Annotated in this window: 24 protein-coding genes; 10 read left to right on the top strand and 14 right to left on the bottom strand. The window is 68.4% G+C overall.

Going from position 1 to position 23,244, the window contains the following annotated elements; genetic code table 11:
• The first annotated feature begins 207 nt into the window (after positions 1-207).
• Positions 208-867 (top strand): ribose-5-phosphate isomerase RpiA, encoded by a 660-nt coding sequence (rpiA, locus tag SNE35_RS16675; RefSeq protein ID WP_320424054.1) that lies wholly within the window; start codon positions 208-210, stop codon positions 865-867.
• Here the strand turns inward: rpiA and SNE35_RS16670 are convergent, their stop codons facing one another.
• The 3 genes from SNE35_RS16670 to SNE35_RS16660 form a co-directional block, all read right to left on the bottom strand.
• Entirely contained in the window at positions 868-2,418 is a 1,551-nt protein-coding gene (locus SNE35_RS16670; protein ID WP_320424053.1) for a methyl-accepting chemotaxis protein, read from the bottom strand. It lies immediately after the preceding gene.
• Between the two features lie 116 nt (positions 2,419-2,534).
• Positions 2,535-3,089 carry a GNAT family N-acetyltransferase gene (locus SNE35_RS16665; protein WP_320424052.1) on the bottom strand — a complete coding sequence of 185 codons (555 nt, stop codon included), beginning with the start codon at positions 3,087-3,089 and terminating at the stop codon, positions 2,535-2,537.
• Positions 3,089-3,337 carry a DUF2917 domain-containing protein gene (locus SNE35_RS16660; protein WP_320424051.1) on the bottom strand — a complete coding sequence of 83 codons (249 nt, stop codon included), beginning with the start codon at positions 3,335-3,337 and terminating at the stop codon, positions 3,089-3,091. The genes SNE35_RS16665 and SNE35_RS16660 overlap by 1 nt, the downstream gene beginning before the upstream one ends.
• Before the next feature lie 120 nt (positions 3,338-3,457).
• Between SNE35_RS16660 and gcvA the strand changes: the two genes are divergently transcribed.
• Positions 3,458-4,378, top strand: coding sequence for a transcriptional regulator GcvA (gcvA, locus tag SNE35_RS16655; protein WP_320424050.1), 921 nt, complete (start codon positions 3,458-3,460; stop codon positions 4,376-4,378).
• Positions 4,379-4,394: 16 nt separating this feature from the next.
• Here the strand turns inward: gcvA and SNE35_RS16650 are convergent, their stop codons facing one another.
• From SNE35_RS16650 to SNE35_RS16630, 5 genes are all read right to left on the bottom strand, one after another.
• On the bottom strand, positions 4,395-4,694 hold the full coding sequence (locus SNE35_RS16650; protein WP_320424049.1) for a hypothetical protein: 300 nt from the start codon (positions 4,692-4,694) through the stop codon (positions 4,395-4,397).
• A 63-nt stretch (positions 4,695-4,757) separates the two neighbouring features.
• Complete coding sequence (mnmC, locus tag SNE35_RS16645; protein WP_320424048.1) at positions 4,758-6,662, bottom strand: bifunctional tRNA (5-methylaminomethyl-2-thiouridine)(34)-methyltransferase MnmC2/FAD-dependent 5-carboxymethylaminomethyl-2-thiouridine(34) oxidoreductase MnmC1; 1,905 nt, start codon at positions 6,660-6,662, stop codon at positions 4,758-4,760.
• The gene (locus tag SNE35_RS16640; protein WP_320424047.1) at positions 6,659-7,321 is read right to left on the bottom strand and encodes an NAD(P)H-binding protein; all 663 of its coding nucleotides are present in this window, start codon (positions 7,319-7,321) and stop codon (positions 6,659-6,661) included. Before SNE35_RS16640 ends, mnmC begins: the two co-directional genes overlap by 4 nt.
• 90 nt (positions 7,322-7,411) lie before the next feature.
• Positions 7,412-8,872 carry a DEAD/DEAH box helicase gene (locus SNE35_RS16635; RefSeq protein ID WP_320424046.1) on the bottom strand — a complete coding sequence of 487 codons (1,461 nt, stop codon included), beginning with the start codon at positions 8,870-8,872 and terminating at the stop codon, positions 7,412-7,414.
• 173 nt (positions 8,873-9,045) lie between these two features.
• Positions 9,046-9,852, bottom strand: a complete 807-nt coding sequence (locus tag SNE35_RS16630) for a glycosyl transferase (RefSeq protein ID WP_320424045.1) — start codon at positions 9,850-9,852, stop codon at positions 9,046-9,048.
• 270 nt (positions 9,853-10,122) lie between these two features.
• Between SNE35_RS16630 and SNE35_RS16625 the strand changes: the two genes are divergently transcribed.
• The 6 genes from SNE35_RS16625 (at position 10,123) to SNE35_RS16600 (ending at position 16,350) form a co-directional block, all read left to right on the top strand.
• Positions 10,123-10,836: a response regulator transcription factor gene (locus SNE35_RS16625; protein ID WP_320424044.1), complete on the top strand. Its 714-nt coding sequence runs from the start codon at positions 10,123-10,125 to the stop codon at positions 10,834-10,836.
• A gap of 37 nt (positions 10,837-10,873) precedes the next feature.
• A complete protein-coding gene (locus SNE35_RS16620; RefSeq protein ID WP_320424043.1) occupies positions 10,874-11,578 on the top strand; it encodes an EF-hand domain-containing protein in 705 nt (234 codons plus the stop codon).
• Positions 11,579-11,670: 92 nt separating this feature from the next.
• Positions 11,671-13,335, top strand: coding sequence for an energy-dependent translational throttle protein EttA (gene ettA / locus SNE35_RS16615; RefSeq protein ID WP_320424042.1), 1,665 nt, complete (start codon positions 11,671-11,673; stop codon positions 13,333-13,335).
• A gap of 212 nt (positions 13,336-13,547) precedes the next feature.
• Positions 13,548-14,036, top strand: coding sequence for a Spy/CpxP family protein refolding chaperone (locus tag SNE35_RS16610; protein ID WP_320424041.1), 489 nt, complete (start codon positions 13,548-13,550; stop codon positions 14,034-14,036).
• Between the two features lie 144 nt (positions 14,037-14,180).
• Complete coding sequence (locus tag SNE35_RS16605) at positions 14,181-14,888, top strand: response regulator transcription factor (protein ID WP_320424040.1); 708 nt, start codon at positions 14,181-14,183, stop codon at positions 14,886-14,888.
• Positions 14,889-14,949: 61 nt separating this feature from the next.
• The gene (locus SNE35_RS16600) at positions 14,950-16,350 is read left to right on the top strand and encodes a sensor histidine kinase (protein WP_320424039.1); all 1,401 of its coding nucleotides are present in this window, start codon (positions 14,950-14,952) and stop codon (positions 16,348-16,350) included.
• Here the strand turns inward: SNE35_RS16600 and SNE35_RS16595 are convergent.
• The 3 genes from SNE35_RS16595 to trpS are packed head-to-tail and all read right to left on the bottom strand — an operon-like array spanning position 16,325 to position 19,168.
• Complete coding sequence (locus SNE35_RS16595; RefSeq protein ID WP_320424038.1) at positions 16,325-17,716, bottom strand: MATE family efflux transporter; 1,392 nt, start codon at positions 17,714-17,716, stop codon at positions 16,325-16,327. The genes SNE35_RS16600 and SNE35_RS16595 overlap by 26 nt on opposite strands.
• Entirely contained in the window at positions 17,713-18,150 is a 438-nt protein-coding gene (locus SNE35_RS16590; RefSeq protein ID WP_320424037.1) for a DUF3717 domain-containing protein, read from the bottom strand. The genes SNE35_RS16595 and SNE35_RS16590 overlap by 4 nt, the downstream gene beginning before the upstream one ends.
• 10 nt (positions 18,151-18,160) lie before the next feature.
• Entirely contained in the window at positions 18,161-19,168 is a 1,008-nt protein-coding gene (gene trpS, locus SNE35_RS16585) for a tryptophan--tRNA ligase (protein ID WP_320424036.1), read from the bottom strand.
• 29 nt (positions 19,169-19,197) lie between these two features.
• Between trpS and purN the strand changes: the two genes are divergently transcribed.
• Positions 19,198-19,830, top strand: coding sequence for a phosphoribosylglycinamide formyltransferase (gene purN, locus SNE35_RS16580; RefSeq protein WP_320424035.1), 633 nt, complete (start codon positions 19,198-19,200; stop codon positions 19,828-19,830).
• Here purN and SNE35_RS16575 read toward each other — a convergent pair.
• From SNE35_RS16575 to SNE35_RS16565, 3 genes are read right to left on the bottom strand one after another with little or no spacing between them, the layout of a single operon-like run.
• The gene (locus SNE35_RS16575) at positions 19,823-20,488 is read right to left on the bottom strand and encodes a DUF1345 domain-containing protein (RefSeq protein ID WP_320424034.1); all 666 of its coding nucleotides are present in this window, start codon (positions 20,486-20,488) and stop codon (positions 19,823-19,825) included. The two genes, purN and SNE35_RS16575, sit on opposite strands and share 8 nt — an antisense overlap.
• On the bottom strand, positions 20,485-20,718 hold the full coding sequence (locus SNE35_RS16570; protein ID WP_320424033.1) for a DUF1653 domain-containing protein: 234 nt from the start codon (positions 20,716-20,718) through the stop codon (positions 20,485-20,487). The genes SNE35_RS16575 and SNE35_RS16570 overlap by 4 nt, the downstream gene beginning before the upstream one ends.
• Positions 20,719-20,728: 10 nt before the next feature.
• Positions 20,729-21,637: a LysR family transcriptional regulator gene (locus tag SNE35_RS16565; RefSeq protein WP_320424032.1), complete on the bottom strand. Its 909-nt coding sequence runs from the start codon at positions 21,635-21,637 to the stop codon at positions 20,729-20,731.
• Between the two features lie 113 nt (positions 21,638-21,750).
• On the opposite strand from SNE35_RS16565, the gene SNE35_RS16560 reads away from it, so the two are divergent.
• Positions 21,751-23,241 carry a nucleobase:cation symporter-2 family protein gene (locus SNE35_RS16560; protein ID WP_320424031.1) on the top strand — a complete coding sequence of 497 codons (1,491 nt, stop codon included), beginning with the start codon at positions 21,751-21,753 and terminating at the stop codon, positions 23,239-23,241.
• The last annotated feature ends 3 nt before the right edge of the window (positions 23,242-23,244 follow it).

Below are 23,244 nucleotides of genomic sequence, written 5' to 3'. Positions count from 1 at the left end.
CAAATGCAGCGCGATGGTCTTTGCAATGCTTCACATGGACAAGGCTGCTGAACGTAGGAGATGTAAATTCCTAGTTACTACGCGGGCGGATCTGTACTAGGCGAATTTGCCTGCACGATCATTGATGACTGCCGGCTGACTTCGGTGGCGTGACCGGCCCCTAGGTTCGGCTTGAGATAATCCGTGGTTTCCCCAATCCGCAGCGCCATGACTCAAGACGAACTCAAGACCCTGGTTGGCCAGGCCGCCCTGCAATACGTGACGCCCGGCAGCATCGTCGGCGTCGGCACCGGCTCCACGGTGGACAAATTCATCGATGCACTGGCCGCCAGCGGCATGGCTATCGCCGGTGCGGTGTCGAGCTCGGTGCGCTCCACCGAGCGCATGCGCGCGCTGGGCATCCGGATCCTGGAGGCCGCCGAGGTCGAGAGCCTGCCGGTCTACATCGACGGCGCCGACGAGATCGATCGCCAGGGCCACATGGTCAAGGGCGGCGGCGCGGCGCTGACGCGCGAGAAGATCGTTGCCGACCTGGCCGCGCGCTTCGTCTGCATCGCCGACGAATCGAAGCTGGTCGACGTGTTGGGCGCCTTCCCCTTGCCGGTCGAGGTGATCCCGATGGCTGCAGCGCAGATCGCGCGGCGTTTCCACGCCATCGGCGGCCAAGCGACGCTGCGCGCTAACTGCGTCACCGACAACGGCTGCCACATCCTCGACGTGCGCGGCGTGCAGATCCGTGACCCGCAGGCCTTCGAACGCGACGTCAACCAGTGGCCCGGCGTCGTGACGGTGGGCGTGTTCGCCCGCAACAAGGCCGGCGTCTGCCTGCTCGGGACGAGCAGCGGCGTCCGGACCCTGGAGTTCTGATCAGGCCAGCTTGAACACCCCGACAGCGCCGGCCAACTGGCTGGACTGATCGCGCAGGCTCTCGGCTGCAGCGGCCGATTCCTCGACCAGTGCCGCGTTCTGCTGCGTCATTTGGTCGAGCTGCGTGACTGCAGCGTTGATCTGGTGGATGCCGTCGCTCTGCTCACGCGAGGCGGCGGTGATCTCGCCGATGATGTCGGTGACCCGCTGGACGCTGGCGACGATCTCGCCCATCGTCGCGCCGGCGTCCTGTACGAGCTTCGTGCCCGATTCGACCCGCTCGGCGCTGGCGCCGATCAGCGTCTTGATTTCCTTGGCCGCGGCGGCCGAGCGCTGGGCCAGCGAACGCACTTCCGATGCGACCACCGCGAAGCCGCGGCCCTGCTCGCCGGCGCGCGCCGCTTCCACTGCGGCATTCAAGGCCAGGATGTTGGTCTGGAAGGCGATGCCGTCGATCGTGCCGATGATGTCGCCGATCTTGCGCGAGCTGGCGCTGATGTCCTCCATCGTGCTGACCACCTGCGCAACGACCTCGCCGCCGCGCTGCGCCACCTCGGTGGCCGAGCTGGCGAGCTGGTTGGCGGTCTGGGCGGATTCGGCGGTCTGCTGCACGGTGCCCGTGAGCTGCATCATCGAAGCCGCGGCCTGCTGCAGGTTGGAGGCGGTCTGTTCGGTGCGGGCGGAGAGGTCCGAGTTGCCGGTGGCGATCTCGGCGCTGGCCGTGTTGATGCTGTCGCTGGAGCCGCGTACCGAGCCGATCAGCTGCAGCAGCGAGGCCTGCATCTGGCGCAGCGAGTTCAGCAGACGGCCGGTCTCGTCGTTGGCACCGGCCTGGATCGGGCGGCTGAGGTCGAAGTTCGCAATGGCCTCGGCCACCTGCGCGGCCTCGCCGAGCGGCCGGGTGATCGAGCGCGTGACCCACACCAGCAGCACGCCACCGACGAGCAGCGCGCAGACGCCGAAGGCCACTAGCGCCATGCGCGCATTGCGGTTCACCTCGTCGATGTGCTGCGTGGCCTCGTCGAGTTGGCGGCGCTGCAGTTCGGTGATCTTCTTGATGCCGGCCTGGAAGGCTGCGGCGGCCGGCTGGAAGTCCTTCTCGAACAGGGTCTTGGCCTTGTACGCGTCACCGATGCGTTTGGCTTCGCTGACGGAGTCGCGGGTGCTCAGGTAGGCCTTGCGTGCGCCGGACAGCGAGTCGAAGAGCGCGCGTTCCTCCGGCGTGGTCATCTTGGTCTCGAGCTGCTTCTGCAGTTCTGTCGATTGCCGGGACGACTCGGCCGCCTCGGCCTTGAAGAAGTCCACCAGACTCGGGTCGGCGCTGACGGCGATCGCGCTGGTGCGGGTGACGCCGTTGGTGATGTTGCGGTACCAGTCGCCGGCAGTGCGCTCGGCGATCAGCTCGCCCTGGAACATCTCGGCCGTCTCGGCGGCCACGCGCTGCAGCGCGAAGTAGCCGAGGCCTGAACCGACAAAGGCGATCGCCAGCACCAGGGCCAGCACCAGCGTCAGGCGTTGGCCGATCGAGCGGCCGCGGGTCGTTGAGCTCATGTTCTCGTTGTCGCTTCGTTGTCTCCGAGGCTGAAATTTTCATGGGATCCCGGGGCGGCGGCTGCGGCGCCATCGGGAGCTAACGTGCAAATCGCACGGAGTCGGCGAGGCCGTCGTCAGTCCGCGCGCAGGTCGAAGACGACGCGGGCAATGTGTGCGCCCTGGCGGTGCGGCCGCGGCGTCGCGCCCAGGCCGCGCATCAGCACCAGCATCCGCCGGTTCTGCACCAGCACGTCGCCATAGAGCGCGGCCAGACCGGCGCGCCGCGCGTGGGCGGCCAGGCGTGCCATCAGCGTGCGGCCCAGGCCCAGGCTCTGCCAGTCGTCGGCCACGGCGATGGCGAACTCGGCCTCGTCCGGATGCTCGGCGCTGCGCACGTAGCGGGCGTCGGCCACGATGCGGCCGTTCTCGTCCTCGGCCTGCGCGACCAGGGCGACGTGGTCGTGCTGGTCCACGTCGGTGAACTGGCGCAGCAGGTCCGGTGACAGCTGACGCAGGCCGACGTGGAAGCGCTTGTGGCGCGAGTCCAGCGACAGCGTGCCGACGAAGGCCTGCTCGGCCTCCGCATCGGCCGGCGTGATCGGCCGCAGCAGCACCGAGCGGCCGCCAGGCAGGGCGAGGCGCTCCGGCTGCAATTCGACGCCGGTTTGTGGCTGGAGCAAGGCGTCCATCAGTGCGCCTCCGCCGCCGGGCGCAGATCCAGCGTGGCCGGGCCGCCCAGCGCCGAGATCATCAGCGCGTCGTGGCAGCCGAGCTCAATGCTCTCGCCGGGCTCGAGCACGAAGTCCCGCGGGTCATGGTCGATCGTGACCCACAGCGTGCCCGCGGCGCTGGCCAGCCGGCTGTGGCAGGCGCTGGTGAGGCGCGAGGTCTGGCCCCGTTCGAGGTGCAGCGTGGCGTGAGAGGTGTCGATCAACATGGTGGGCTCCTCGCATGCATCGTGCGCATGCTTGCGCCGGGTCTGGCGTGGAGCGAATATTGCGGCCGTCATACTTGGCCGACAAACGATGGTTCGGAACCCAACACATTCCCTGCGCGCATGCCAAACAAGCCCTTAGACCGACTCCCGCCGCTCGAGCTGATCGTTGCCTTCGAGGCGGCGGCGCGGCACCTGAGCTTCACTAAGGCCGCCGAGGAGCGCTTCGTCACCCAGTCGGCGATGAGCCGGCAGATGCGTGCGCTGGAGGACGAACTGGGCGTGTCGCTGTTCACCCGCCGGCACCGAGCGCTAACGCTGACGCTCGACGGACAGCGGCTGCTCGCCGCCTGCACGGTGGCGCTCGGCAGCCTGCGCGGTGCGATGCGCGACATCCGCGCGCCGCACGAACGCGAGGTGCTGTCGCTGACGACGACGCCGGGCTTCGCCGCGCTGTGGCTGATCCCGCGGCTGACGGCGTTCACGCGCGCGAATCCCGGAATCGACGTGCGCATGGATGCGACGCTGGACAACCGCAACCTCGCCGCCCAGGGCTTCGACCTGGCCGTGCGCTACGGCAAGCTCGGCGCCGTGCCGGGCGCGCGCAAGCTGTTCGACGAGGCGATGCAACCGGTGTGCAGCCCGCGCCTGGTCAGCGAGACTGCGCTGGCGCTGCGCGAGCCTGCCGACCTGGCCCATCACACGCTGTTGCACCTGGCGATGGATGGCGATGCCGGCGGCATGCCGGTCGAGTGGGAGCCCTGGCTGACGGCCTGGGGTCTGGCCGACCTGCGCCCCGCGGCGCGGCTCAGCTTCACCAGCTATTCGGAGGCGATCGCTGCGGCCCTGGCCGGGCAAGGCGTGGCGCTGGGCCGTCGTCCGCTGGTCGATGCGCTGCTGGCGGCCGGCCAACTGGTGACGCCCTTCGATGCCAACGTGGCCTCGGCGCGCGCCTATCAGCTGATCGTGGACCCGGCCTCGCGGCTGCGGCCGGCGGTACAGGCCTTCGAGCAGTGGCTGATCGATCAGGCCGCGGCGGGCTGAACCAAGTCGAGAAGCTTCAGCGAGCGCCGCGCTGGCCCACCAGGCGCGCCCAGCGCAGCAGGGCCGTGTCGTCGGCGCTCAGCGCGCGAGTCGAGGCCGCGCCCGGATGGCGACGGATCTTCTGCAGCAGCGTCTCTTCATCGAGGCTTGCGATGTAGGCGGCGATCTGCGCGTCCGATGGGATGAAGCCTTTGTTCGCCAGGCTGTAGCTCTGGATCATGATGGCCTCGACGACACCGGCCATTTGCTTGTCGATCAGGCGCTGGTCGGCCTCGGCGGCCAGGGAATCGGTACTGGGACTGGTGCTGCTGGTCATGCAAGCGATTGTTGTCCGCGCCTGCGCCGCGAGATGCAGCAGTTGGTACCAAGACGTTTTGTTTCACTCCGCCGTGCGCCGCTGCTGGCGGACCAGAAAACGCGCGGGATCGATCGCATCGACCAAGCTGGCTTCCAGCGGTAGAGGCGCGCCGGTCACCTGTGCCGCCAGCACCTGGCCGCACAGCGCCGCCCAGGTGATGCCGCGCGAGCCGAAGGCGGTGCAGACGGCCAGGCCCGGCAGCCGCGGGATGAAGCGCGGTTGATCCATGCGGGCGGCGGTGCCGGCCGTGCCGTCCGGCAGGCCTCCGACCAGCGGCAGCCGATCCGGCGCCGCCAGGCGCCAGGCGACGCGGCCTGCCAGCGGTGTCTCCGATGCCTGCGGCTCGCCCGACAGGCGCGACCACTGCGCGAGATTGGCCGCCTGGTCCTCGCTGCGTAGCGCGGGCTGCATGTCACCGTCGTGGCTGGCCGCGCCGCACCAGAGACCGCCTGTCCCGTCGGGGATCGCATAGCCGAGGCCGGCGACGGGGATGCGCGGCGGGACGGCCGATCGCGCGAGGTGAGTCAGCTGGCCGCGCTGGCACAGCAGCGGCGGCAGGCCGTCCAGCAGGGCCTGGCCCTCGTGTCCCGCGGCGATTACCACCAGCGGCGCCTCGCCGATCGTGGAGCCATCGTCCGCCAGCACTTGCCAGCCGTCGCCCGCGCGGCGCAACGCGCCGACGCGTGCCTGGCGCCAGCGAGTGTTGGCCGCGTCCAGCATTGCGCGGGCGTAGGCCGAGGGCGTCAGCGCGCCGCCGCCGGGGTAGAACCAAGCGGGCGAGGGCAGGCCGGGCAGGCCGCTGGCCGCGCGGGCTGCGTCCCGGTCCAGCGCCTGCACGTAGTCCGGCGGCAGGCCCAGGCGATCGATCAGCGCCTGCATCGCCGCCGCGTCGCGTTCCTGCTCGAGGCGCAGCAGGCCGCGTTGCAGGCCAGGCATCGGCGGTAATTCGCGCAGCGCCCGTTCGGTGGCCAGCGCGGCTGCGCGATTGAAGCGGGCGTGCAGGCCGTCGTCCGGGTTCAGCGTGCCGTGGAACAGGCCGGCGGGATTGCCGGAGGCGCCTTGCGCGGGGCCAGGTCTTGTGTCGATGACGGTGCTGGCGATGCCTTCGCGCGCCAGCGCCCAGGCGCAGGCGGCGCCGGCCAGGCCGGCGCCGATGATCAATGCTTCACGCGCGCCGGGCGCCAGCGGCGCGCGGGCCGCCGGCCGCTGCGCGATGTGGCGCGGCCGGTACTGGGCCACGCACATGCCGCCCTTGTTGGCGAAGCCGCGCTGGCGCTCGACCTCGAAGCCGGCGGCAGCCAGGCCCGCACGCACCTGCGGGGCGACGCTCCAGGTGGCGGCCGTGGCATCCGGCGCAGCGCGGCGGCCCAGCGCCTTCAGTAGGTGGCCGTCCCACATGTCCGGGTTCTGCGCGGGCGAGAAGCCGTCGAGGCAGAAGGCGTCCACGTCGTCGGCGACCAGCTCGCGCATCCAGCGATGGACGTCGCCCTGTGCCAGCAGCAGGCGGATGCCGCCATTCTCGAAGTCCAGCGCGTGGAGGTCGGGCGTCAGCGGCGGCCAGGCGGCCACCAGCTGCGCAGCGAGATCGGGCAGCGGCGAAGCGGCGTGTGCGCGTTGCAGGTCATCGCGGCGCGCCGGGTGCTTCTCGATGCCGATGTAGAGGAGGTGTCGGCAGCGCGCCGGATCCTGGCGCCAGGCATCCCAGGCGGCGAGGAAGTTGTTCCCCAGGCCGAAACCGGTCTCCAGCATGACGAAGCGCTCGCGCCCCGCCCAGCGGCCGGGCAGGCCGTTGCCACCGAGGAAGACATGCCGTGCCTGGCCCAGGGCGCCGGCGCGGCTGTGATAGACGTCGCCGAAGTCCGGAGCGCCGGGCGCGGCGGGGTCGCTGAAGTCGATGCGGGCGTGAACGAGTGGCGCGGTCTTCATCGCCCCATTCTTTGCAGCGTGTCGGATTCGAGCACCCGGAGCTTCGGGCCTGCGGCCTCGTCCAGCGCGGCGACCATCGCTCGCGCCACGCGCTCGGCCGGGATCGGTCGCCAGCGCGCCGGGATCAGAGCGCGGATCGGCCGCGTCAGGCGTTCGCCCCAGACCTCGCCGGCCCGCGTCGGCTGCCCCAGCGCTGCACGCTCGCCGACCAGCAGCGAAGGCCGCGCGATGACGAGTTGCTCGAAGCCGATGCCACCGAGCGCCTGCTCGGTCTCGCCCTTGACGCGGCTGTAGAACACGGAGGACTTCGCATCGGCCCCCAGCGCCGACACGACCGCGCAGCGCCGCGCGCCGGCTGTCTTGGCGGCCCGGGCGACGGCGAGGACCGCATCATGATCGACCGCGCGGAATGCGGCCTGCGAGCCGGCTACCGCGATCGTCGTTCCGAGCGCGATGTAGACCGCCTGCGGCGCCGGCAGGGCGTCGAGCTGCAAGCGGGCGAAGTCGACCTCGTGCTGGTGCAGATGGTCATCCTTGGCCAGATCCGGCACTGCGCGCCGCAACAGCGCATGGACATCGACCCCGCGCTCCAGCAGCACGGTCAGCAACTCACGGCCGACAAGGCCGCTTGCACCGGCGATCCATACGGGTTGTTTCATCGGACACCTGAGTAGGGAAGGTGATGGACCGACGATATAACAACTGTCATTCGCGAGGCAGGGGCTGCCTCAGCTTCCCCGCCTCAGGCTTCAGCGCTTCGGCGTCGTCAGCCGGGGCTGTTGCCCGCCATTGCGATTGCCACCGCCATTGCCGTTCGAGCGCTGGCCGCCGTTGCCGCCGCCGCCATTCGGTCGCTGGCCCGACGGCTGCCCGTGACGGGCCTGGCCGCCTTCACGCGGGGCGTGAGAGTGGTTGCCGCCGCCGCCGCCATTGCCACGCGGCGCGTGGTTGCCGGGACGACCGCCACCACCACCGCCACCCGGGCGACCACCGCGGTTGGTCGTGCGGCTGCCGTTGCCGTTCAGCACCATACGGCCCAGCACGATCGGCTCGGGCTTCTCGCCGGCCGGCGGTTCGAAGCCGGGCACGGCTTCCTTCGGGATCTCGCGCTTGATCAGCTTCTCGATCTCGCGCAGGAAGCCGTTCTCGTCCACGCAGACCAGCGAAATTGCCTCGCCCTGGGCGCCGGCGCGGCCGGTGCGGCCGATGCGGTGGACGTAGTCTTCGGGCACGTTGGGCAGCTCGAAGTTGACGACGTGCGGGAGCTGGTCGATGTCGATGCCGCGGGCGGCGATGTCGGTCGCCACCAGCACCTGCAGTTCGCCGCTCTTGAACTCGGCCAGCGCCTTCGTGCGGGCGCCCTGGCTCTTGTTGCCGTGGATCGCCATGGCGCTGATGCCCTGGTCGTTCAGGTAGTCGGTCAGGCGGTTGGCGCCGTGCTTCATGCGGGTGAAGACCAGCACCTGGTGCCAGTTGCCCTGCTTGATCAGGTGGGCCAGCAGTTCCTTCTTGCGGTCGCGGCCCACCGGGTGGACCTTCTGCGCGATCGCGTCGTTGGTCTGGTTGCGGCGCGCCACTTCGATCAGTGCCGGCTGGTTCAGCAGGCGGTCGGCCAGGGCCTTGATGTCGTCGCTGAAGGTGGCCGAGAACAGCAGGCTCTGCTTCTTCTGCGGCAGGATCGCGAGCACCTTCTTGATGTCGTGGATGAAGCCCATGTCGAGCATGCGGTCGGCTTCGTCCAGCACCAGGATCTGCACCTGGGACAGGTCCAGCGTGCCTTGCTGGGCGTGGTCCAGCAGGCGGCCCGGCGTGGCGACGAGGATGTCGACGCCGTCACGCAGGCGGTTGATCTGCGGCTGCATGCCGACACCGCCGAACATGACCATGCTCTTCAGCGGCAGGTATTTGCCGTAGGTCTGCACGCTTTCCTCGACCTGGGCGGCGAGTTCGCGGGTGGGCGTCAGCACCAGCGCGCGGATCGCGGGCTTGCCGCGCTTGTTCAGCAGCGGGGCGCCGGTGGAGAGGCGGTGCAGCATCGGCAGCGTGAAGCCGGCAGTCTTGCCGGTGCCGGTCTGCGCGCCGGCCATGAGGTCGCCACCGTTGAGGACGGCGGGAATCGCTTGGGCCTGGATGGGGGTGGGGGTGGTGTAGCCTGCGTCGGCGATGGCCTTCAGCAGCGGGGCCGCGAGGCCGAGGGAATCAAAACTCATTGGGGATGTTTTGCGCACGCGGTCCGTGAGGCGCGGCCGCGCCCTTCGCGAGAACGCCAGTCTTCGGTGCGCCAGGGAACGTGCTTGGGCTTGAAAAAGCAACGCCGCGCAAGACTGAGAGGCGCGGCGTGAGTCGAATTATAGGCTAGTGATCGCTTCGATTCTGTGACGGATCAGTCGCGCCAGTACTTGTTGATCCAGTCGACCGGCACGATGTAGCGCCGCAGATGGCGCCAGGGACGTTCCGCCTTGAAGAGGCGGCTCAGGTGGTCGAGCCGGCTCGGGAACTCGGGCTGGTCGGGCTCCCAGCGGCCCAGTTGCACGTCGCTCGGGTTCGGGCCGCCGGCGAAGGTGACCATCTTCGCGTCGGGCGGCAGCTTGGCCTGCTTGAAGTACATCAGCGGGAAGGGCGGCACGCAGTGCAGGCGGAACAGCCGTGTCCAGCTCTCGGGCCAGAACTCGATGCCGCCGGGCACCGAGTGCGTCACGTGGTGCTGCTCGAAGCCTTCGCGGTCGGCCACGCCCTGCGGGTCGGCGCGGAACTTTTCCAGCACTTCCGGATAGCGGCCCACCGGGTAGCGGAACACCGAGGTCTGGCCGAGTCGATGCAACGGCTTCGACCAGTTGCGCGCGAGGTAGACGCGATCCGGGTCGCCATAGGTGAAGTAGTCGTCGATATTGCCGACGATCACCGTGTCGAGATCGACGAACAGCACCGGCCCCTGCAGGCCGGTCAGCGCCGGGATGTCGGCGCCCCACAGCACCTGCTTGCGCCACTTGCCCATCGTGCGCTTGGGGTGCTCGCAGCCGAGTTCGGGCAAGGGGAAGGCATCGATCTCGGGCCGCAGGCCGCTCGGGTCGTCGGTGAGGCAGACCAGGCGGAATGGTCCCGTCGTATTGCGGCGCGCCATGCCATAGAGGCGGTTGGCGTACTCGGTGCCGTAGCCCTTGCCCCACTTCACGCAGATCATCTGCTTCATTTTTCTTAACCTACTGACCCTGACAAACCGCTGACTCTATGGGCTCCGGGCCGACCGACCGGCCTGTTGCAATAAAAGTTATGTAAAGAGCTGGGGTTTTGGCACGGCACTTGCGGAACCGGTTTTTTGCTGCATCGCACAGCCCTGTGTCGAGCCCGTAAAGCGGCGGTAAATAGCGCGGACACCTGGCGCCTCATCGGCGCAATGGCTGTGCACTGGGATCCTACGCTTCCTGTATCCGACACCGCTCGATACATACAGGAAGTCTCCATGCTCAGCCCCGAGCCCGCCGATCTCGCCCCGACCGTCGTGCTGCTGATCGATCCCGACCCGGCCAGCGCCCGCCTGCTCGCCGCCACGCTGGCCCGCTGGGGGCATCGGGTGAGCGTGGGCGACCTGGACGGGCTGGCGCGGCCCGACAAGCGCGTCGGGCTCGTCCTGGTGGACCCGGTCGATCCGCGCGGCCGCGGATGGGCGGGGCTGCGCGGCCTGCGCGCCCGATCGCGCGTGCCAGTGCTGGCGATGCTGGGCGGCGATGACAGTTTCGACCGCGTGCTGGCGCTGGAATCCGGCGCCGATGCGGTCATCGGCAAGCCGGTCCAGCTGCGTGAGCTGCGTGTCCGCATGCAGGGGCTGCTGCTGCGCCAGGCCGAGCAGGTGGATGCCGGCGCGGGCGCGCTGAGCTTCGGCCGCTGGCGGCTCGATCCGGCGACGCGCCGGCTGGTCGGCCCGGGCGGCTTCAGCACGCCGCTGTCGCCGGCCGAGTTCCGCCTGCTGCGTGCCTTCCTCGAACGACCGCAGAGTGTGCTGCGCCGCGACGAGCTGATGGACCTGGCGCGCGGCGCCGGCATCGAGGTGCTGGAACGCAGCGTCGACCTGCTGATCTCGCGCCTGCGCGGCAAGCTCAACGACGACGCGCGCAACCCCAGCTTCATCCGCACCGTGCGCGGTGTGGGCTATCTGTTCGACGACTCGCTGCGTTGATGTCGTATCAACACTCCCACTCAGAAAGGATCCCGAGATGAATGTCAGTTCAAGCTCATCATCGACCAGCAGCGCGCTCGACGCACTGCTAGCCGCGCAGGCGCGGCAGCAAGCCAATGCGGCAGCGGCCGGGCAGACCGCCTCGTACAGCCAGGCGGCCAGCACCACCGACGCGCCCGCGGCGACAGACGCCAGCAGCTCGGCGACGCAGACGACGCCATCGAGCTTCGATGTGCAGATGTCCACCTCGCAGTTCGCCGGCACGCGCGGCGCCGGCGGTCACCATGGCGGGCATCACGCCGATCCGATCAAGCAGCTGGATACCAACGGCGACGGCTCGGTCTCGTCCGACGAGTTCGGCCTCAGTTCCGCCGACAGCGATGTGAAGAACCTGTTCAGCGCGATCGATACGGACGGCGACGGCTCACTGTCCAGCACCGAGATCTCGACCTTCGACAGCAAGATGCAGGATGCGATGAAGGCCAAGTTCGAGGCCGGCAGCAGTACCGGGGATGGTTCGCAGGGCAGCGGCATGCCGCCGATGGGTCCGCCGCCCGGACCGCCGCCGGTGGATTCCTCCTCCTCGTCGACGTCTTCGTCCTCAACCGGCAGCGATGGCGCCTCCGCGCCATCCGCCGCACAGATCCAGGAAATGCTGCAACGCATCGCGCAGGGTTATCTGAGCGTGATGGGCAGCGATGCGACCACCATCAGTTCGACGAGCGTCAGCCTGAGCGCTTGAATCGGGCGGCCCGACCTGCGGCCTTCCTGAAGCTGCGACAATAGGGGGTTTGGTTCCGACCTCCAGCAAGCAATCTTCAGGAAGCACCGCTCATGGCGCAATACGTTTTCTCGATGAACCGTGTCAACAAGACGGTTCCCCCCAAGCGGCACATCCTGAAGGACATCTCCCTGTCCTTCTTCCCCGGCGCCAAGATCGGCGTGCTGGGTGTCAACGGCTCCGGCAAGTCCACGATCCTGAAGATCATGGCTGGCGTGGACAAGGAGTACGAGGGCGAGGCGATCCCGATGCCCGGCATCAAGATCGGCTACCTGGAGCAGGAGCCGCGCCTGAACCCCGAGCAGACCGTGCGCGAGGCGGTGGAAGAGGGCATCGGCGGCGTGCTGGCCGCCAAGAAGCGCCTGGACGAGGTCTACGCCGAATACGCCGAGCCCGATGCCGACTTCGACAAGCTGGCCGCCGAGCAGGGCGAGCTGGAGGCGATCATCGCCGCCGCCGGTTCCGAGAATACCGACCTGCAGCTTGAGTTGGCCGCCGACGCGCTGAACCTGCCGCCGTGGGACGCCGTCATCGGCGTGCTGTCCGGTGGCGAGAAGCGCCGTGTGGCCCTGTGCCGCCTGCTGCTGTCCAAGCCGGACATGTTGCTGCTCGACGAGCCGACGAACCACTTGGACGCCGAGTCCGTCGAGTGGCTGGAGCAGTTCCTGCAGCGCTTCCCCGGCACCGTGGTGGCCATCACCCACGATCGCTACTTCCTCGACAACGCCGCCGAGTGGATCCTGGAACTGGACCGCGGCCACGGTATCCCCTGGAAGGGCAACTACTCCGAATGGCTGGACCAGAAGGAGCGCCGCCTGGAAGGCGAGCAGAAGTCCGAAGACGCCCGCATGAAGGCGATGAAGGAAGAACTGAAGTGGGTGCGCTCCAACGCCAAGGGCCGCCAGGCCAAGAGCAAGGCGCGTCTGGCCCGCTTCGAGGAACTGTCGGACGTCGAATACCAGCAGCGCAACGTCACCAACGAAATCTTCATTCCCGTGGCCGAGCGCCTGGGCAATGAAGTGATCGAGTTCGAAGGCGTCAGCAAGAGCTTCGGCGATCGCATGCTGATCGACAACCTGAGCTTCAAGGTGCCGGCCGGTGCCATCGTCGGCATCATCGGCCCGAACGGCGCGGGCAAGTCCACGCTGTTCCGCATGCTGCAGGGCGTGGAGCAGCCGGACAGCGGCACGGTCAAGATCGGCAAGACGGCCAAGATGGCCTTCGTCGACCAGAGCCGCCAGAGCCTGGAAGCCGACAAGACCGTGTGGGAAGACGTCTCGGGCGGCCTGGACAACATCGTCGTCGGCAAGTTCGTGATGCCCAGCCGTGCCTATCTCGGCCGCTTCAACTTCAAGGGCAACGACCAGCAGAAGATGGTCGGCCAGCTCTCCGGCGGTGAGCGCGGCCGCCTGCACCTGGCCAAGACCCTGGCCCAGGGCGGCAACGTGCTGATGCTGGACGAACCATCCAACGACCTCGACGTCGAAACCCTGCGCGCGCTGGAAGAGGCGCTGCTGGAATTCGGCGGCTCGGCCATGGTGATCAGCCACGATCGCTGGTTCCTGGACCGCATCTGCACGCACATCCTGGCATGCGAGGGCGATTCGCAGTGGTTCTTCTTCGACGGCAACTTCCACGAGTACGAGGCCGACAAGAAAAAGCGCCTGGGCGAAGAGGGTGCGCGCCCGAAGCGCATGCGCTTCAAACCCATCAAGTGATCTTCCAGTCATAGTCGAAGAAGCCGGGCTTGCCCGGCTTCTTTCATTTCGCGAGCGGTCAATGCCGGGCGCAACGGCCGGCAGCGTAAAGTTGCTTGACAGCCATCAAAAGTTACGATCCACCTTAACCGATCTTTACCACGATGGCATGGGCGGCTAACGCACCGCCGCCATCATTCGCTTCACCCAATCACCTCCCTCGGAGAGCAGAGATGTTGAAGCTGAATATGGTTCGTGGACTCAAGATCGGTGCCATCGCGTCGGCACTGGCGCTGAGCGGCCTGGCCGCGCAGGCGCAAGGCCCGCATCGCGGCGGCCCCGGCATGGGGATGGACGGCATGGAAGCCGAGCACATGCTCGACGCCGCCGATGCCACCGACGCGCAGCGGACCCAGGTGAAGACGATCATGCAGTCTGCCCGCGCCGACGTGAAGCCGCTGATGAAGCAGGAGTTCGATCTGCACAAGCAGGCCGAGGCGCTGTTCGCCGCACCGCAGATCGATGCGAATGCGATCGAGTCGCTGCGCCAGCAGGGCTCGACGGTGCGCGAACAGATCAGCAAGCGCATGAGCCAGGCCATGATCGCCGCGGCCAATGTGCTGACCCCGGCTCAGCGCGCCACGCTGGCGGCCAAGATGGCCAAGCGCGAGGCGCGCATGGCTGAGCGTATGAAGGCACGCCACAGCACGGCTGCCCAGTGATCCGATAGCTGATCCCGAAACCGCCGGCCAATCCTGGTCGGCTCTTTGCATTTCTTGACGGAGGGCTCGTTTATGCTTCAGACCCCGACCTATGAATCCGACCGCCTGCACCATGCTTCGGCACGGTCGGTCCTGACCACTGCCATGACCGCAAGACTGCTGTTGATCGACGACGACGCCCGCCTGACGGCGATGCTCAACGACTACCTGAGCGCCGCGGGCTTCGAGGTCCAGGTGGCCGGCTCGCTGGCCGCCGCTCGCGCGGTGCTGGCCGGCGACGTGCCGGACCTGATCGTGCTGGACCTGATGCTGCCCGACGGCGATGGCCTGGACTTCTGCCGCGAGCTGCGCAGCGACGCGCAGATGCGCCGCATGCCGGTGCTGATGCTGTCGGCGCGCGGCGAGCCGATGGACCGCATCCTCGGCCTGGAGCTGGGTGCCGACGACTACTTGCCCAAGCCCTTCGAGCCGCGCGAACTGCAGGCCCGCATCAAGGCGCTGCTGCGCCGGCTGGAGCCGCAGGCTGCCGGTGACGACGTGCTGCGCTTCGGCCGCCTGGAGATCGACCTGGCCGCCCGGATGGCCCGGCTGGACGGCAAGGCCTGCGACCTGACCAGCCACCAATTCGACCTGCTGGTCGTGCTGGCGCAGAGCCCGGGCCGCGTGCTCTCGCGCGACCAGATCATGGACGCTCTGAAGGGCCATCCGTTGGACGCGTTCGATCGCTCGATCGATGTGCACATCTCGCGCATCCGCTCGGTCATCGAGGAAGACCCGAAGACGCCTCGCCGAGTGCTGACGGTGCGCGGCGTCGGCTACGTCTTCGCGAAGAAGCAGGACGCCGAGGGCTGATTCTTTTCAGGGAATTTCCTGCCCCGCCTCGCCAGGGCTGGCATGCCAAGATGCGCTGATCATGAAATCGCTGTACCTGCGCATCTACCTGACCCTGGTGGTCCTCCTGATGGCCTTTGCCTTCGGCTCCGGCTGGCTGTTCCAACGCCAGATGGAGCAGGAGCGGGGCAATGCCGATGCGGCCGCCACCGAGCGGCTCACGGCTATCGCCCAGCTGATCTACCACGCCTTGCCGGCGGCCGATGCCCCGCGCGAGCAGCAGGCCGAGGCCTTGCTCGAATGGGGCCAGCGGCTTCGCATGGCGCTGTCCCTGACGGACACCAAGGGCGAGCGCATCGCCGCCAATGACCTCTTCGAGAAGCGCGAGGACGAGCCTGGTGCACGCGTCGTGCAGGTCTCGTTCGAGGATGGCCGCAAGCTGATCGTGATCCGCGCGTTGCGGCCGCCGGGAACCTACCCGCCGGGTCCGACAGCGCCTCTGGGTGCGTCCGGCCCGGTGGTGACGACCGTGCCGTATGCGCCGGGCGGCCAGTTCCAGCAGCGCGAGGAATCGATCTGGCCGATCCCATGGATGTCGCATCGCACCGGCGGCGAGGCCCTGGCCGTCGTGCTCGTGCTGCTGTTCCTGGGCGTGGCGCTGGGCGCCTATCCGGTCGTGCGTCGGCTGACGCGGCGGCTCGAAGGCCTGAAGCGCGGCGTCGAGCAGTTCGGCGCCGGCAAGTTCTCGCACCGGGTCAATGACCATGGCAATGACGAAGTGGCGGCGCTGGCCGTCAGCTTCAACCGCGCGGCCGATCAGATCGAGGCGCTGCTGCGCTCCAACCGCACCTTGCTGGCCAACGCCAGCCATGAGCTGCGCTCGCCGCTGGCGCGGCTGAAGATGGCTTTCGCGATGCTCGATGAAGCGAGCCCCGCCGCCCGCGCGCGCCTGGGCACCGAGATCAATACCAACATTGCCGAGCTGGATGCGCTGGTCGAAGAAGTGCTGCTGGCCAGTCGGCTGGAAGCCGGTGGCCAGGCTCCTCAGAACGAAGCGGTGGACCTGATCGGCATGGCGGCCGAGGAGGCTGCGCGCGTTGATGCCGACTTCGAACCGGCCGACGGCCTGGCGACGCTGAAGGTCAGCGGTGAGGACCGTCTGTTGCGCCGCGCGCTGCGCAATCTGCTGGAGAACGCCCGTCGCTACGGCGGCGCAGAGGTGCGGCTGGAGGTGCAGCGCAATGGCGGCCGTGCCGAGTTCCGCGTCTGCGACCGCGGCCCTGGCGTGCCGGAGACGATGCGTGATCGCATCTTCGAAGCCTTCTTCCGCTTGCCCGGCCACGCCGAACAAGCCGGTGGCGTGGGGCTGGGCCTGAGCCTGGTCAAGCAGATTGCCCAGCGCCATGGCGGGCAGGTGCGCTGCGAATCGCGCGATGGCGGTGGCAGCGTGTTCGTGTTCAGCGTGCCGGCGCTGGCAGCCTAGGGTTCTGCAACTCTTTCCAGTGCGCCCGGGCCAGCAGCACGCTGAGCCCGATCGCCGCGAGCAGCAAGCCCAGTGTGGCTGCAAACCAGAAGCCTGAGGCGCCCTGCAGCAGCGGTGGCACCCAGGCCACGCCGCCGAAGGCGAGCCAGTTGCCACCACCGAGGCCCACGCCCCACAAGGCCAGCGTGTAGATGATCATCGGCGCGGTGGCGATATGGTGGGCGCGCAGCACGAAGGCCGCCACCGTCTGCACCGCGTCGCTGACGTGGAACAGCCAGACCCACAGCAGCAGCGGCAGGGCTGCTGCCACTAGCGCCGCGTCGCGCGTGTACAGGCCCAGCACCTGCACGCGGCCGAAGAACACGGCGGCGCCGAGCACGAAGGCGAAACCCAGGCCGATAACGATGCCGTGCCAGCCGAGGCGGCGCGCGTCCTCCAGGTCATCGGCGCCGATGCGTTGCGCCACGAGAGTGCCCGCCGCGTTGCCGATCGCGTAGGGCAGCATGAACATCATCGCGACGAGGTTCACGGCCAGTTCGTGGCCGGCGACGATCGTCGGCCCGAGCCGGGCGATGAACAGGGCCATGAAGGTGAAGCCCGTCACCTCGATCATCAGGCCCGCGCCCATCGGGATGCCCAGCTTCAGCAGCTTGGCGAGCTTCGGCCAGTCGGGCCGCTGCAGGCGGGCGCCGCGATGCAGGCCGAAGCGCTCGTAGAACGGGTCCTTGCGCAGTACGACCAGCGCCGCCAGCGCCTGCACCCACATGACGATGGCCGTGGCCGCGCCGCAGCCCAGGCTGCCCAACTCGGGCATGCCGTGGCCGCCGAAGATCATCCAGTTCGACAGCGGGATCTTGGCCAGCAGCCCGCCGACCTGCAGCGCCATCACGACCTTGGGCCGCGACACAGCAACGTTGAAGCCGCGGTAGGCCATGAACACCAGGGCGGGCGGCAGCGCGAAGGCCAGCGCCAACAGGTAGTCGCGCACGCGCGATTCGACCTCCGGCCCGACGTGCGAGATCGCCAGGAACGGCCCCGGGAACAGCAGCGCCAGATCGCCCAGCACGGCCAGGCCGAGCGCGGTCCACACGGCCTGATGGAGCTGATCGCCGGACGCTTCCAGCTCGCCCGCGCCGAATAGCTGGCCGACGATCGGCGAGACCGCCAGCACGATGCCCATCAGCCCGACGAACACGCTGATGTAGACCGCCGCGCCGATCGACAGCGCGGCGAGGTCGATGTTCGAGTAGCGCGCCAGCAGCAGCGTGTCGACGGTGGCGAAGCTGAGTACGGCGATCTGGCCGATGAAGACGGGCCAAGCCAGCGGCAGCATGCGCCGCAGGTCGGTCAGGACGGAGTTCTTCAACGCGGGTCTTGCGGATGATCGACGCCAGTGGACTCGCGCGCCCGCTCCGCATAGCGGTTGAAGCGCCAGGCGGTGGCCTCGATCGAGATGCGGTGCCAGGTGACGCGTTTCTCGGCCGGTGTCATCACGGGCCAGTTCTGCACCTCGTCGAAGGTGCGTCCGCAGCCCTTGCAGATTTCGTCGCCCTGGCTGGTCGAGCAGATCGCGATGCAGGGCGCGTCGGGCGTGCTCTCGTACCAGCCGAGCCAGGCGTCCTTGGCGACGGCGGGCATCGAGTCCTCGTCGCACTCGCTTTCGCGGTAGTAAACCATCAGCGCGTAGACGGTCGCCAGCGCGCGCACCTCGGCGCAGGCGCTGACGCCGTCGGGCGAAGGCTTCTTCGCGCGCCACCAGTTGATGGCGGCTTCGATGTCGGTGATGTGGATGCCGGCCATCTCTTGCCGCTCAGTAGTTCAGGCCCATGGCGCTGCGCACCTCGCGCAGTGTCTTGCGGGCGACGGCGCGGGCGCGCTCGGTGCCCACTTCGACGATCCAGTGCACCTGCTTCGGGTTGTTCAGGTACTCGTCGGCACGCTCGCGCCAGGGTGCCTGCTCGCGCTGGATCGCCTCGATCAGCGGCTGCTTGCAGTCCAGGCAGCCGATGCCGGCGGTCCTGCAACCCTCATCGAGCTGGAGGCGCGTCGCCTCGTCGGTGTAGAGCTGGTGCAGCGGCCAGACCGGGCAGCGCGCCGGATCGCCGGCGTCGCTGCGGCGCACGCGCTGCGGGTCGGTGGGCATCGTGCGGATCTTTTCGGCGGTGGCTTCGGGCGTGTCGCGCATCGCGATCCCGTTGCCATAGCTCTTGCTCATCTTGCGGCCGTCCAGGCCGGGCAGGCGCGAGGTTTCGGTCAGCAGTTCCTGCGGCTCGGGCAGGATGGGTTGCCCGGCACCGTAGATCCGGTTGAAGCGGCGCGCGACCTCGCGCGTGACCTCCACGTGCGCGGCCTGGTCCTCGCCGACCGGCACGAAGCCGGCCTTGTAGATCAGGATGTCGGCGGCCTGCAGCAACGGGTAGCCGAGGAAACCGAAGGTGGCCGGCTCGCGGTCTGCCTCGGTCTGCGCCTTGTAGCTGGGGGTGCGTTCGAGCCAGGCGGTGGGCGTGCTCATCGCCAGCAGCGTGAACAGCTCGGCGTGCTCGGGCATGCGGCTCTGGATGAAGAGCGTGGCCTGCTCGGGGTCGATGCCGGCGGCCAGCCAGTCGACGACCATGTCGTAGACGTTCTTCTCCAGGTCGTCGCGGCGCTCGTGCTGAGTGCTCAGCGCATGCCAGTCGGCGACGAAGAAGAAGCAGTCGTGCGTGCTCTGCAGGCGCACCCAGTTCTTCAGCGCGCCGTGGTAGTGGCCGAGGTGCAGTGCGCCGGTGGGGCGCATGCCGGAGAGGACGCGAGGAGTGGCGCGGGATTGGATCTTCATGGGGAGGGCGATTGTTACACTGCCGCCCGATGAAAAGCGTAGTGATCCTGGTCTCGGGGCGGGGCTCCAATATGGAGGCCATCGTGAAGGCCTGTGCGGCCGAAGCTTGGCCGGCCAGGATCGCCGCGGTGGTCAGCAACCGGCCCAGCGCCGAGGGCCTGACTTTCGCGCAGGAGCACGGCATCGCTACCGCCGTGGTCGATCACCAGGCTTTCGAGAGCCGCGAGGCCTTCGATGCCGAGCTGCAGCGCACGATCGACGGCTACGCGCCCGACCTCCTCGTGCTGGCCGGCTTCATGCGGATCCTCACGCCCGGCTTCACCGCGCACTACGCCGGCCGGATGCTCAACATCCACCCCTCGCTGCTGCCGGCCTTCACCGGTCTGCACACGCATCGGCGTGCGCTGGAGGCAGGCTGCAAGCTCGCCGGGGCGACGGTGCACTTCGTCACCGCCGAGCTGGACCATGGTGCGATCGTCGCGCAGGCGGTCGTGCCCGTCCTGCCGGGCGACGACGAGGCGAGCCTGTCGGCGCGCATTCTGAAGCTGGAGCACCGGATGTACCCGAGCGCGGTGCGCTGGTTCGTCGAGGGTCAACTTGCCATCGATGCCGGTGGCGTCGTGCGCCACACCGGCGGCGAATCGCAGGCCTTCTTCAGCTGATCAGGCCGGCCAGGATATTGATCGTCAGCGCCAGCACGCAGGTGTTGAAGACGAAAGACAGCCCCGCGTGGATCAGCACCAGGCGGCGCATTGGCCGCGAGCTGACGGCCACGTCCGAGGTCTGCGAGGTGGCGGCCAGCGTGATCGCGAAGTACATGAAGTCCAGGTAATCCGGGTGATCGTCCTGGCCGGGGAACTCCAGGCCGTGCGGCTCCGTGCCCTTCGCGCTGTCCTGGTGGTAGATGCCGGCATAGGCCAGCGCGAACTCCACCGGCAGCAGCAGCCAGGAACCGACCACCGTGCTGATCACCAGCACCAGGTAGGGCAGGCCGTGCAGCGTGCCGAGGCCCTGCTTGACCTGCGACTGCTCCAGCGCCACCGCGACGAGGCTGGCCGTCGCGCCCAGCGTGGCGACCATCAGCACGGCCCACATGCTGTCGGCATTCGCCTGCGCCGTACGCTGCAGGTGCGAACTGCCGTTCTCCTTGAACATCATCTGCAGCAGCAGCGCGAGGTAGAGCCAGACCCCGGCGTCCCAGCCGATCAGGGCTCGCGTCGGTGCAGGTACGGAATCCGGCAGCAGCCAGGGCAGGACCAATGCCAGCGCGATCGAACAGATCAGGCGCGGGCGGTGACGCAGCGAACGCAGCAGGCTCATGGGGACTTGGCGAAGCGTTGCACCGTGCGTCCGTCGACTTCCAGCGTGCCGAAGAACATCGCGTGCGGGCGGACCCACAGGCCGCTGTCGTTATAGAGCGGCCGGTAGACGACCACTGGCTCCAGCGTCTCGCTGTGGCGGGCGCAGCCGATGACTTCGTACTCGCCGCCTTTGTAGTGGCGGTAGCGGCCGGGCGGCGTGTCGGGAAGCGGGGGCAGGTCTGAATTCATGGGTCGGATCCTAGCGAATGCCTGCGGTCGCCGGCTGAGGCCGGCCCAGCAGGCATTCGCGGAAGGCCGCCGCAGCCGGCGACAGCGTGTTGCCCGGCGCCCGCAGCAGGCCCAGCGTGCGGGCGAGTTGCGGGCGCGACACCGGCAGCACCGCCAGCCCGTGCCAGGCGGCCAGCGGGCGCAGCGCCATCGTGACGACGGCCACGCCCAGGCCTTCACGCGCCAGGCCGATGGCCGTCCAGGGCAGGGCGACCTCGTGGACGTAATCGAGCTTGATGCCGCGCTCCGCCAGCTTCTCGTCGAGCAGATGGCGAACCGGATTGCCGGGCAGGTAGCCGATGACCGGCTCGCGCGCCAGCTGCGACCACTCCAGCGCGCGGCGCGAAGCCAGCCGGTGCTCGGGGCTCATCGCGACGATGAACTGGTCGGTGGCCAGCGGCGTCAGCAGCAGGTCGGCGCGGGCATCGGTCTGTGTGGCGATGCCGAGGTCGGCCGTGCCCTTGCGCACCAGCGCATGGACCTCGTGCTCGGGCACGTCGTGCAGCACCAGCCGCACGTTCGGGTGCGCGGCGCGGAAGGCCTTGATCACCGGCGGCAGCAGCAGCGCGCACTGGGCATTCGGCGCGGCCACGTCGACACGGCCGCGCGCGTTCGCGGCGAAGTCCCGGCCGCTGGCCAGCAGCTGATCCCAGTCGGCCAGCAGCCGGAGCGTGGCGGGCAGCAGTGCGACGCCGGCATCGGTCGGCCGGCAGGTGCGGGTGTGGCGGTCGAACAGCCGCGTGCCCATCAGCTTCTCCAGCTTGACGATCGCCGCGCTCAGCGCCGATTGCGACAGGCCCAGTTGCTCGGCCGCGCGGGTGAAGTGGCCCGTCTCCGCGACGGTGGCGAAGGCGCGCAGCTCGGTCATCGATGGTTTCATCGAAATCCCTGATGTATTTATCTGATTCTCCCGCTTTATCGATCAGCCAGGAGCGCCTACGCTCTGCCGGTCACCAAACGGTCATGCCGATTTCCCCGGAGGCTCGAGACAGCATGAATGCACCCGTTCCCCTGAAGCCCGTGCACCCGGTCGACGAGTGGCTGCCGTCGGGCAAGCTGCTGGCGCTGGGCCTGCAGCACGTGCTGGTGATGTACGCCGGCGCGGTGGCCGTGCCGCTGATCATCGGCCGCGCGCTGAAGCTGAGCCCGGAGGACGTGGCGCTGCTGATCTCGGCCGACCTGTTCTGCTGCGGCCTCGTCACCTTGATCCAGGCGCTTGGCGCCACGCAGTGGTTCGGCGTGCGGCTGCCGGTGATGATGGGTGTGACCTTCGCGTCGGTGGCACCGATGATCGCGATCGCCAATGCGAACCCGGGGCCGGAGGGTGCGCCGCTGCTGTTCGGCTCGATCATCGGCGCCGGTGTCGTGTCTATCCTCGTCGCGCCGCTGGTCAGCCGGATGCTGCGCTTCTTCCCGCCGGTGGTGACCGGCACGATCATCGCCGTCATCGGCATCAGCCTGATGCGCGTGGGCATCAACTGGATCTTCGGCAACCCGTTCGGGCCGACGGCGCCGTCCATCGTCGATCCGGCTCATGCGAAATGGCTGGCGGCGGTCAGTGCGCCGGGCAGTGCGCTGCCGCCGGTGCCGAAGGGCTTCTCGATCCTGCCCACCGTCCCGAATCCGCGTTATGCCGACCTGACCGGCGTGGGCGTGGCGGCGCTGGTGCTGGTGGCTATCCTGGGGATCTGCAAGTACGCGAAGGGCTTCGTCGCCAATATTTCAGTGTTGCTGGGCATCGTCATCGGCGCGGTGGTAGCCGCGGCGCTGGGCCTGATGAGCTTCGAGAAGGTCGGCAAGGCGGCCTGGTTCGAGGTGGTGATGCCCTTCCACTTCGGCATGCCGCAGTTCGACCCGGTGCTGATCCTCACGATGTCGCTGGTGATGCTCGTCGTGATGATTGAATCGACCGGCATGTTCCTCGCACTCGGCGAGATGACGGATCGTCAGCTAACGCAGCCGGACCTGGCGCGCGGCCTGCGCACCGACGGCCTGGGCACCTTGATCGGCGGCATCTTCAACACCTTCCCGTACACGAGCTTCTCGCAGAACGTCGGGTTGGTGGCGGTCACCGGCGTGAAGAGCCGTTTCGTCTGCGTGGCCGGCGGCTTGATCCTGCTCGTGCTGGGCCTGTTGCCGAAGATGGCGGCGCTGGTCGAATCGCTGCCGACGGTGGTGCTGGGTGGGGCCGGCATCGTGATGTTCGGCATGGTGGCCGCGACCGGCATCCGCATCCTGTCCGGCGTCGATTTCAAGACCAATCGCCACAACGCGATGATCGTCGCCGTGTCGATCGGGATCGGCATGATCCCGCTGATCGCACCGAACTTCAAGCAGTGGATGCCGCACAGCCTGTCGACCTTGGTCGAGTCCGGCATCCTGCTGACCTCGCTCAGCGCGGTGCTGCTGAACCTGTTCCTGAACGGCGCGAAACTGGACGAGCAGGCGATCATCGCGGCCTCGCAGCACGCCGATGCGCATTGACCT

It is taken from the genome of Roseateles agri, from assembly GCF_034043675.1.
Taxonomy (GTDB): domain Bacteria; phylum Pseudomonadota; class Gammaproteobacteria; order Burkholderiales; family Burkholderiaceae_C; genus KK5.
Note: the sequence above shows the minus strand (reverse complement) of the source record. Positions and strands in the feature narration are given on the sequence as shown.

Bases quoted from the DNA above. Each gene is read 5' to 3' on its own strand.
- rpiA (WP_320424054.1), top strand. From the start codon at position 208: ATGACTCAAGACGAACTCAAGACCCTGGTTGGCCAGGCCGCCCTGCAA.
- SNE35_RS16670 (WP_320424053.1), bottom strand. From the start codon at position 2,418: ATGAGCTCAACGACCCGCGGCCGCTCGATCGGCCAACGCCTGACGCTG.
- SNE35_RS16665 (WP_320424052.1), bottom strand. From the start codon at position 3,089: ATGGACGCCTTGCTCCAGCCACAAACCGGCGTCGAATTGCAGCCGGAG.
- SNE35_RS16660 (WP_320424051.1), bottom strand. From the start codon at position 3,337: ATGTTGATCGACACCTCTCACGCCACGCTGCACCTCGAACGGGGCCAG.
- gcvA (WP_320424050.1), top strand. From the start codon at position 3,458: ATGCCAAACAAGCCCTTAGACCGACTCCCGCCGCTCGAGCTGATCGTT.
- SNE35_RS16650 (WP_320424049.1), bottom strand. From the start codon at position 4,694: ATGACCAGCAGCACCAGTCCCAGTACCGATTCCCTGGCCGCCGAGGCC.
- mnmC (WP_320424048.1), bottom strand. From the start codon at position 6,662: ATGAAGACCGCGCCACTCGTTCACGCCCGCATCGACTTCAGCGACCCC.
- SNE35_RS16640 (WP_320424047.1), bottom strand. From the start codon at position 7,321: ATGAAACAACCCGTATGGATCGCCGGTGCAAGCGGCCTTGTCGGCCGT.
- SNE35_RS16635 (WP_320424046.1), bottom strand. From the start codon at position 8,872: ATGAGTTTTGATTCCCTCGGCCTCGCGGCCCCGCTGCTGAAGGCCATC.
- SNE35_RS16630 (WP_320424045.1), bottom strand. From the start codon at position 9,852: ATGAAGCAGATGATCTGCGTGAAGTGGGGCAAGGGCTACGGCACCGAG.
- SNE35_RS16625 (WP_320424044.1), top strand. From the start codon at position 10,123: ATGCTCAGCCCCGAGCCCGCCGATCTCGCCCCGACCGTCGTGCTGCTG.
- SNE35_RS16620 (WP_320424043.1), top strand. From the start codon at position 10,874: ATGAATGTCAGTTCAAGCTCATCATCGACCAGCAGCGCGCTCGACGCA.
- ettA (WP_320424042.1), top strand. From the start codon at position 11,671: ATGGCGCAATACGTTTTCTCGATGAACCGTGTCAACAAGACGGTTCCC.
- SNE35_RS16610 (WP_320424041.1), top strand. From the start codon at position 13,548: ATGTTGAAGCTGAATATGGTTCGTGGACTCAAGATCGGTGCCATCGCG.
- SNE35_RS16605 (WP_320424040.1), top strand. From the start codon at position 14,181: ATGACCGCAAGACTGCTGTTGATCGACGACGACGCCCGCCTGACGGCG.
- SNE35_RS16600 (WP_320424039.1), top strand. From the start codon at position 14,950: ATGAAATCGCTGTACCTGCGCATCTACCTGACCCTGGTGGTCCTCCTG.
- SNE35_RS16590 (WP_320424037.1), bottom strand. From the start codon at position 18,150: ATGGCCGGCATCCACATCACCGACATCGAAGCCGCCATCAACTGGTGG.
- trpS (WP_320424036.1), bottom strand. From the start codon at position 19,168: ATGAAGATCCAATCCCGCGCCACTCCTCGCGTCCTCTCCGGCATGCGC.
- purN (WP_320424035.1), top strand. From the start codon at position 19,198: ATGAAAAGCGTAGTGATCCTGGTCTCGGGGCGGGGCTCCAATATGGAG.
- SNE35_RS16575 (WP_320424034.1), bottom strand. From the start codon at position 20,488: ATGAGCCTGCTGCGTTCGCTGCGTCACCGCCCGCGCCTGATCTGTTCG.
- SNE35_RS16570 (WP_320424033.1), bottom strand. From the start codon at position 20,718: ATGAATTCAGACCTGCCCCCGCTTCCCGACACGCCGCCCGGCCGCTAC.
- SNE35_RS16565 (WP_320424032.1), bottom strand. From the start codon at position 21,637: ATGAAACCATCGATGACCGAGCTGCGCGCCTTCGCCACCGTCGCGGAG.
- SNE35_RS16560 (WP_320424031.1), top strand. From the start codon at position 21,751: ATGAATGCACCCGTTCCCCTGAAGCCCGTGCACCCGGTCGACGAGTGG.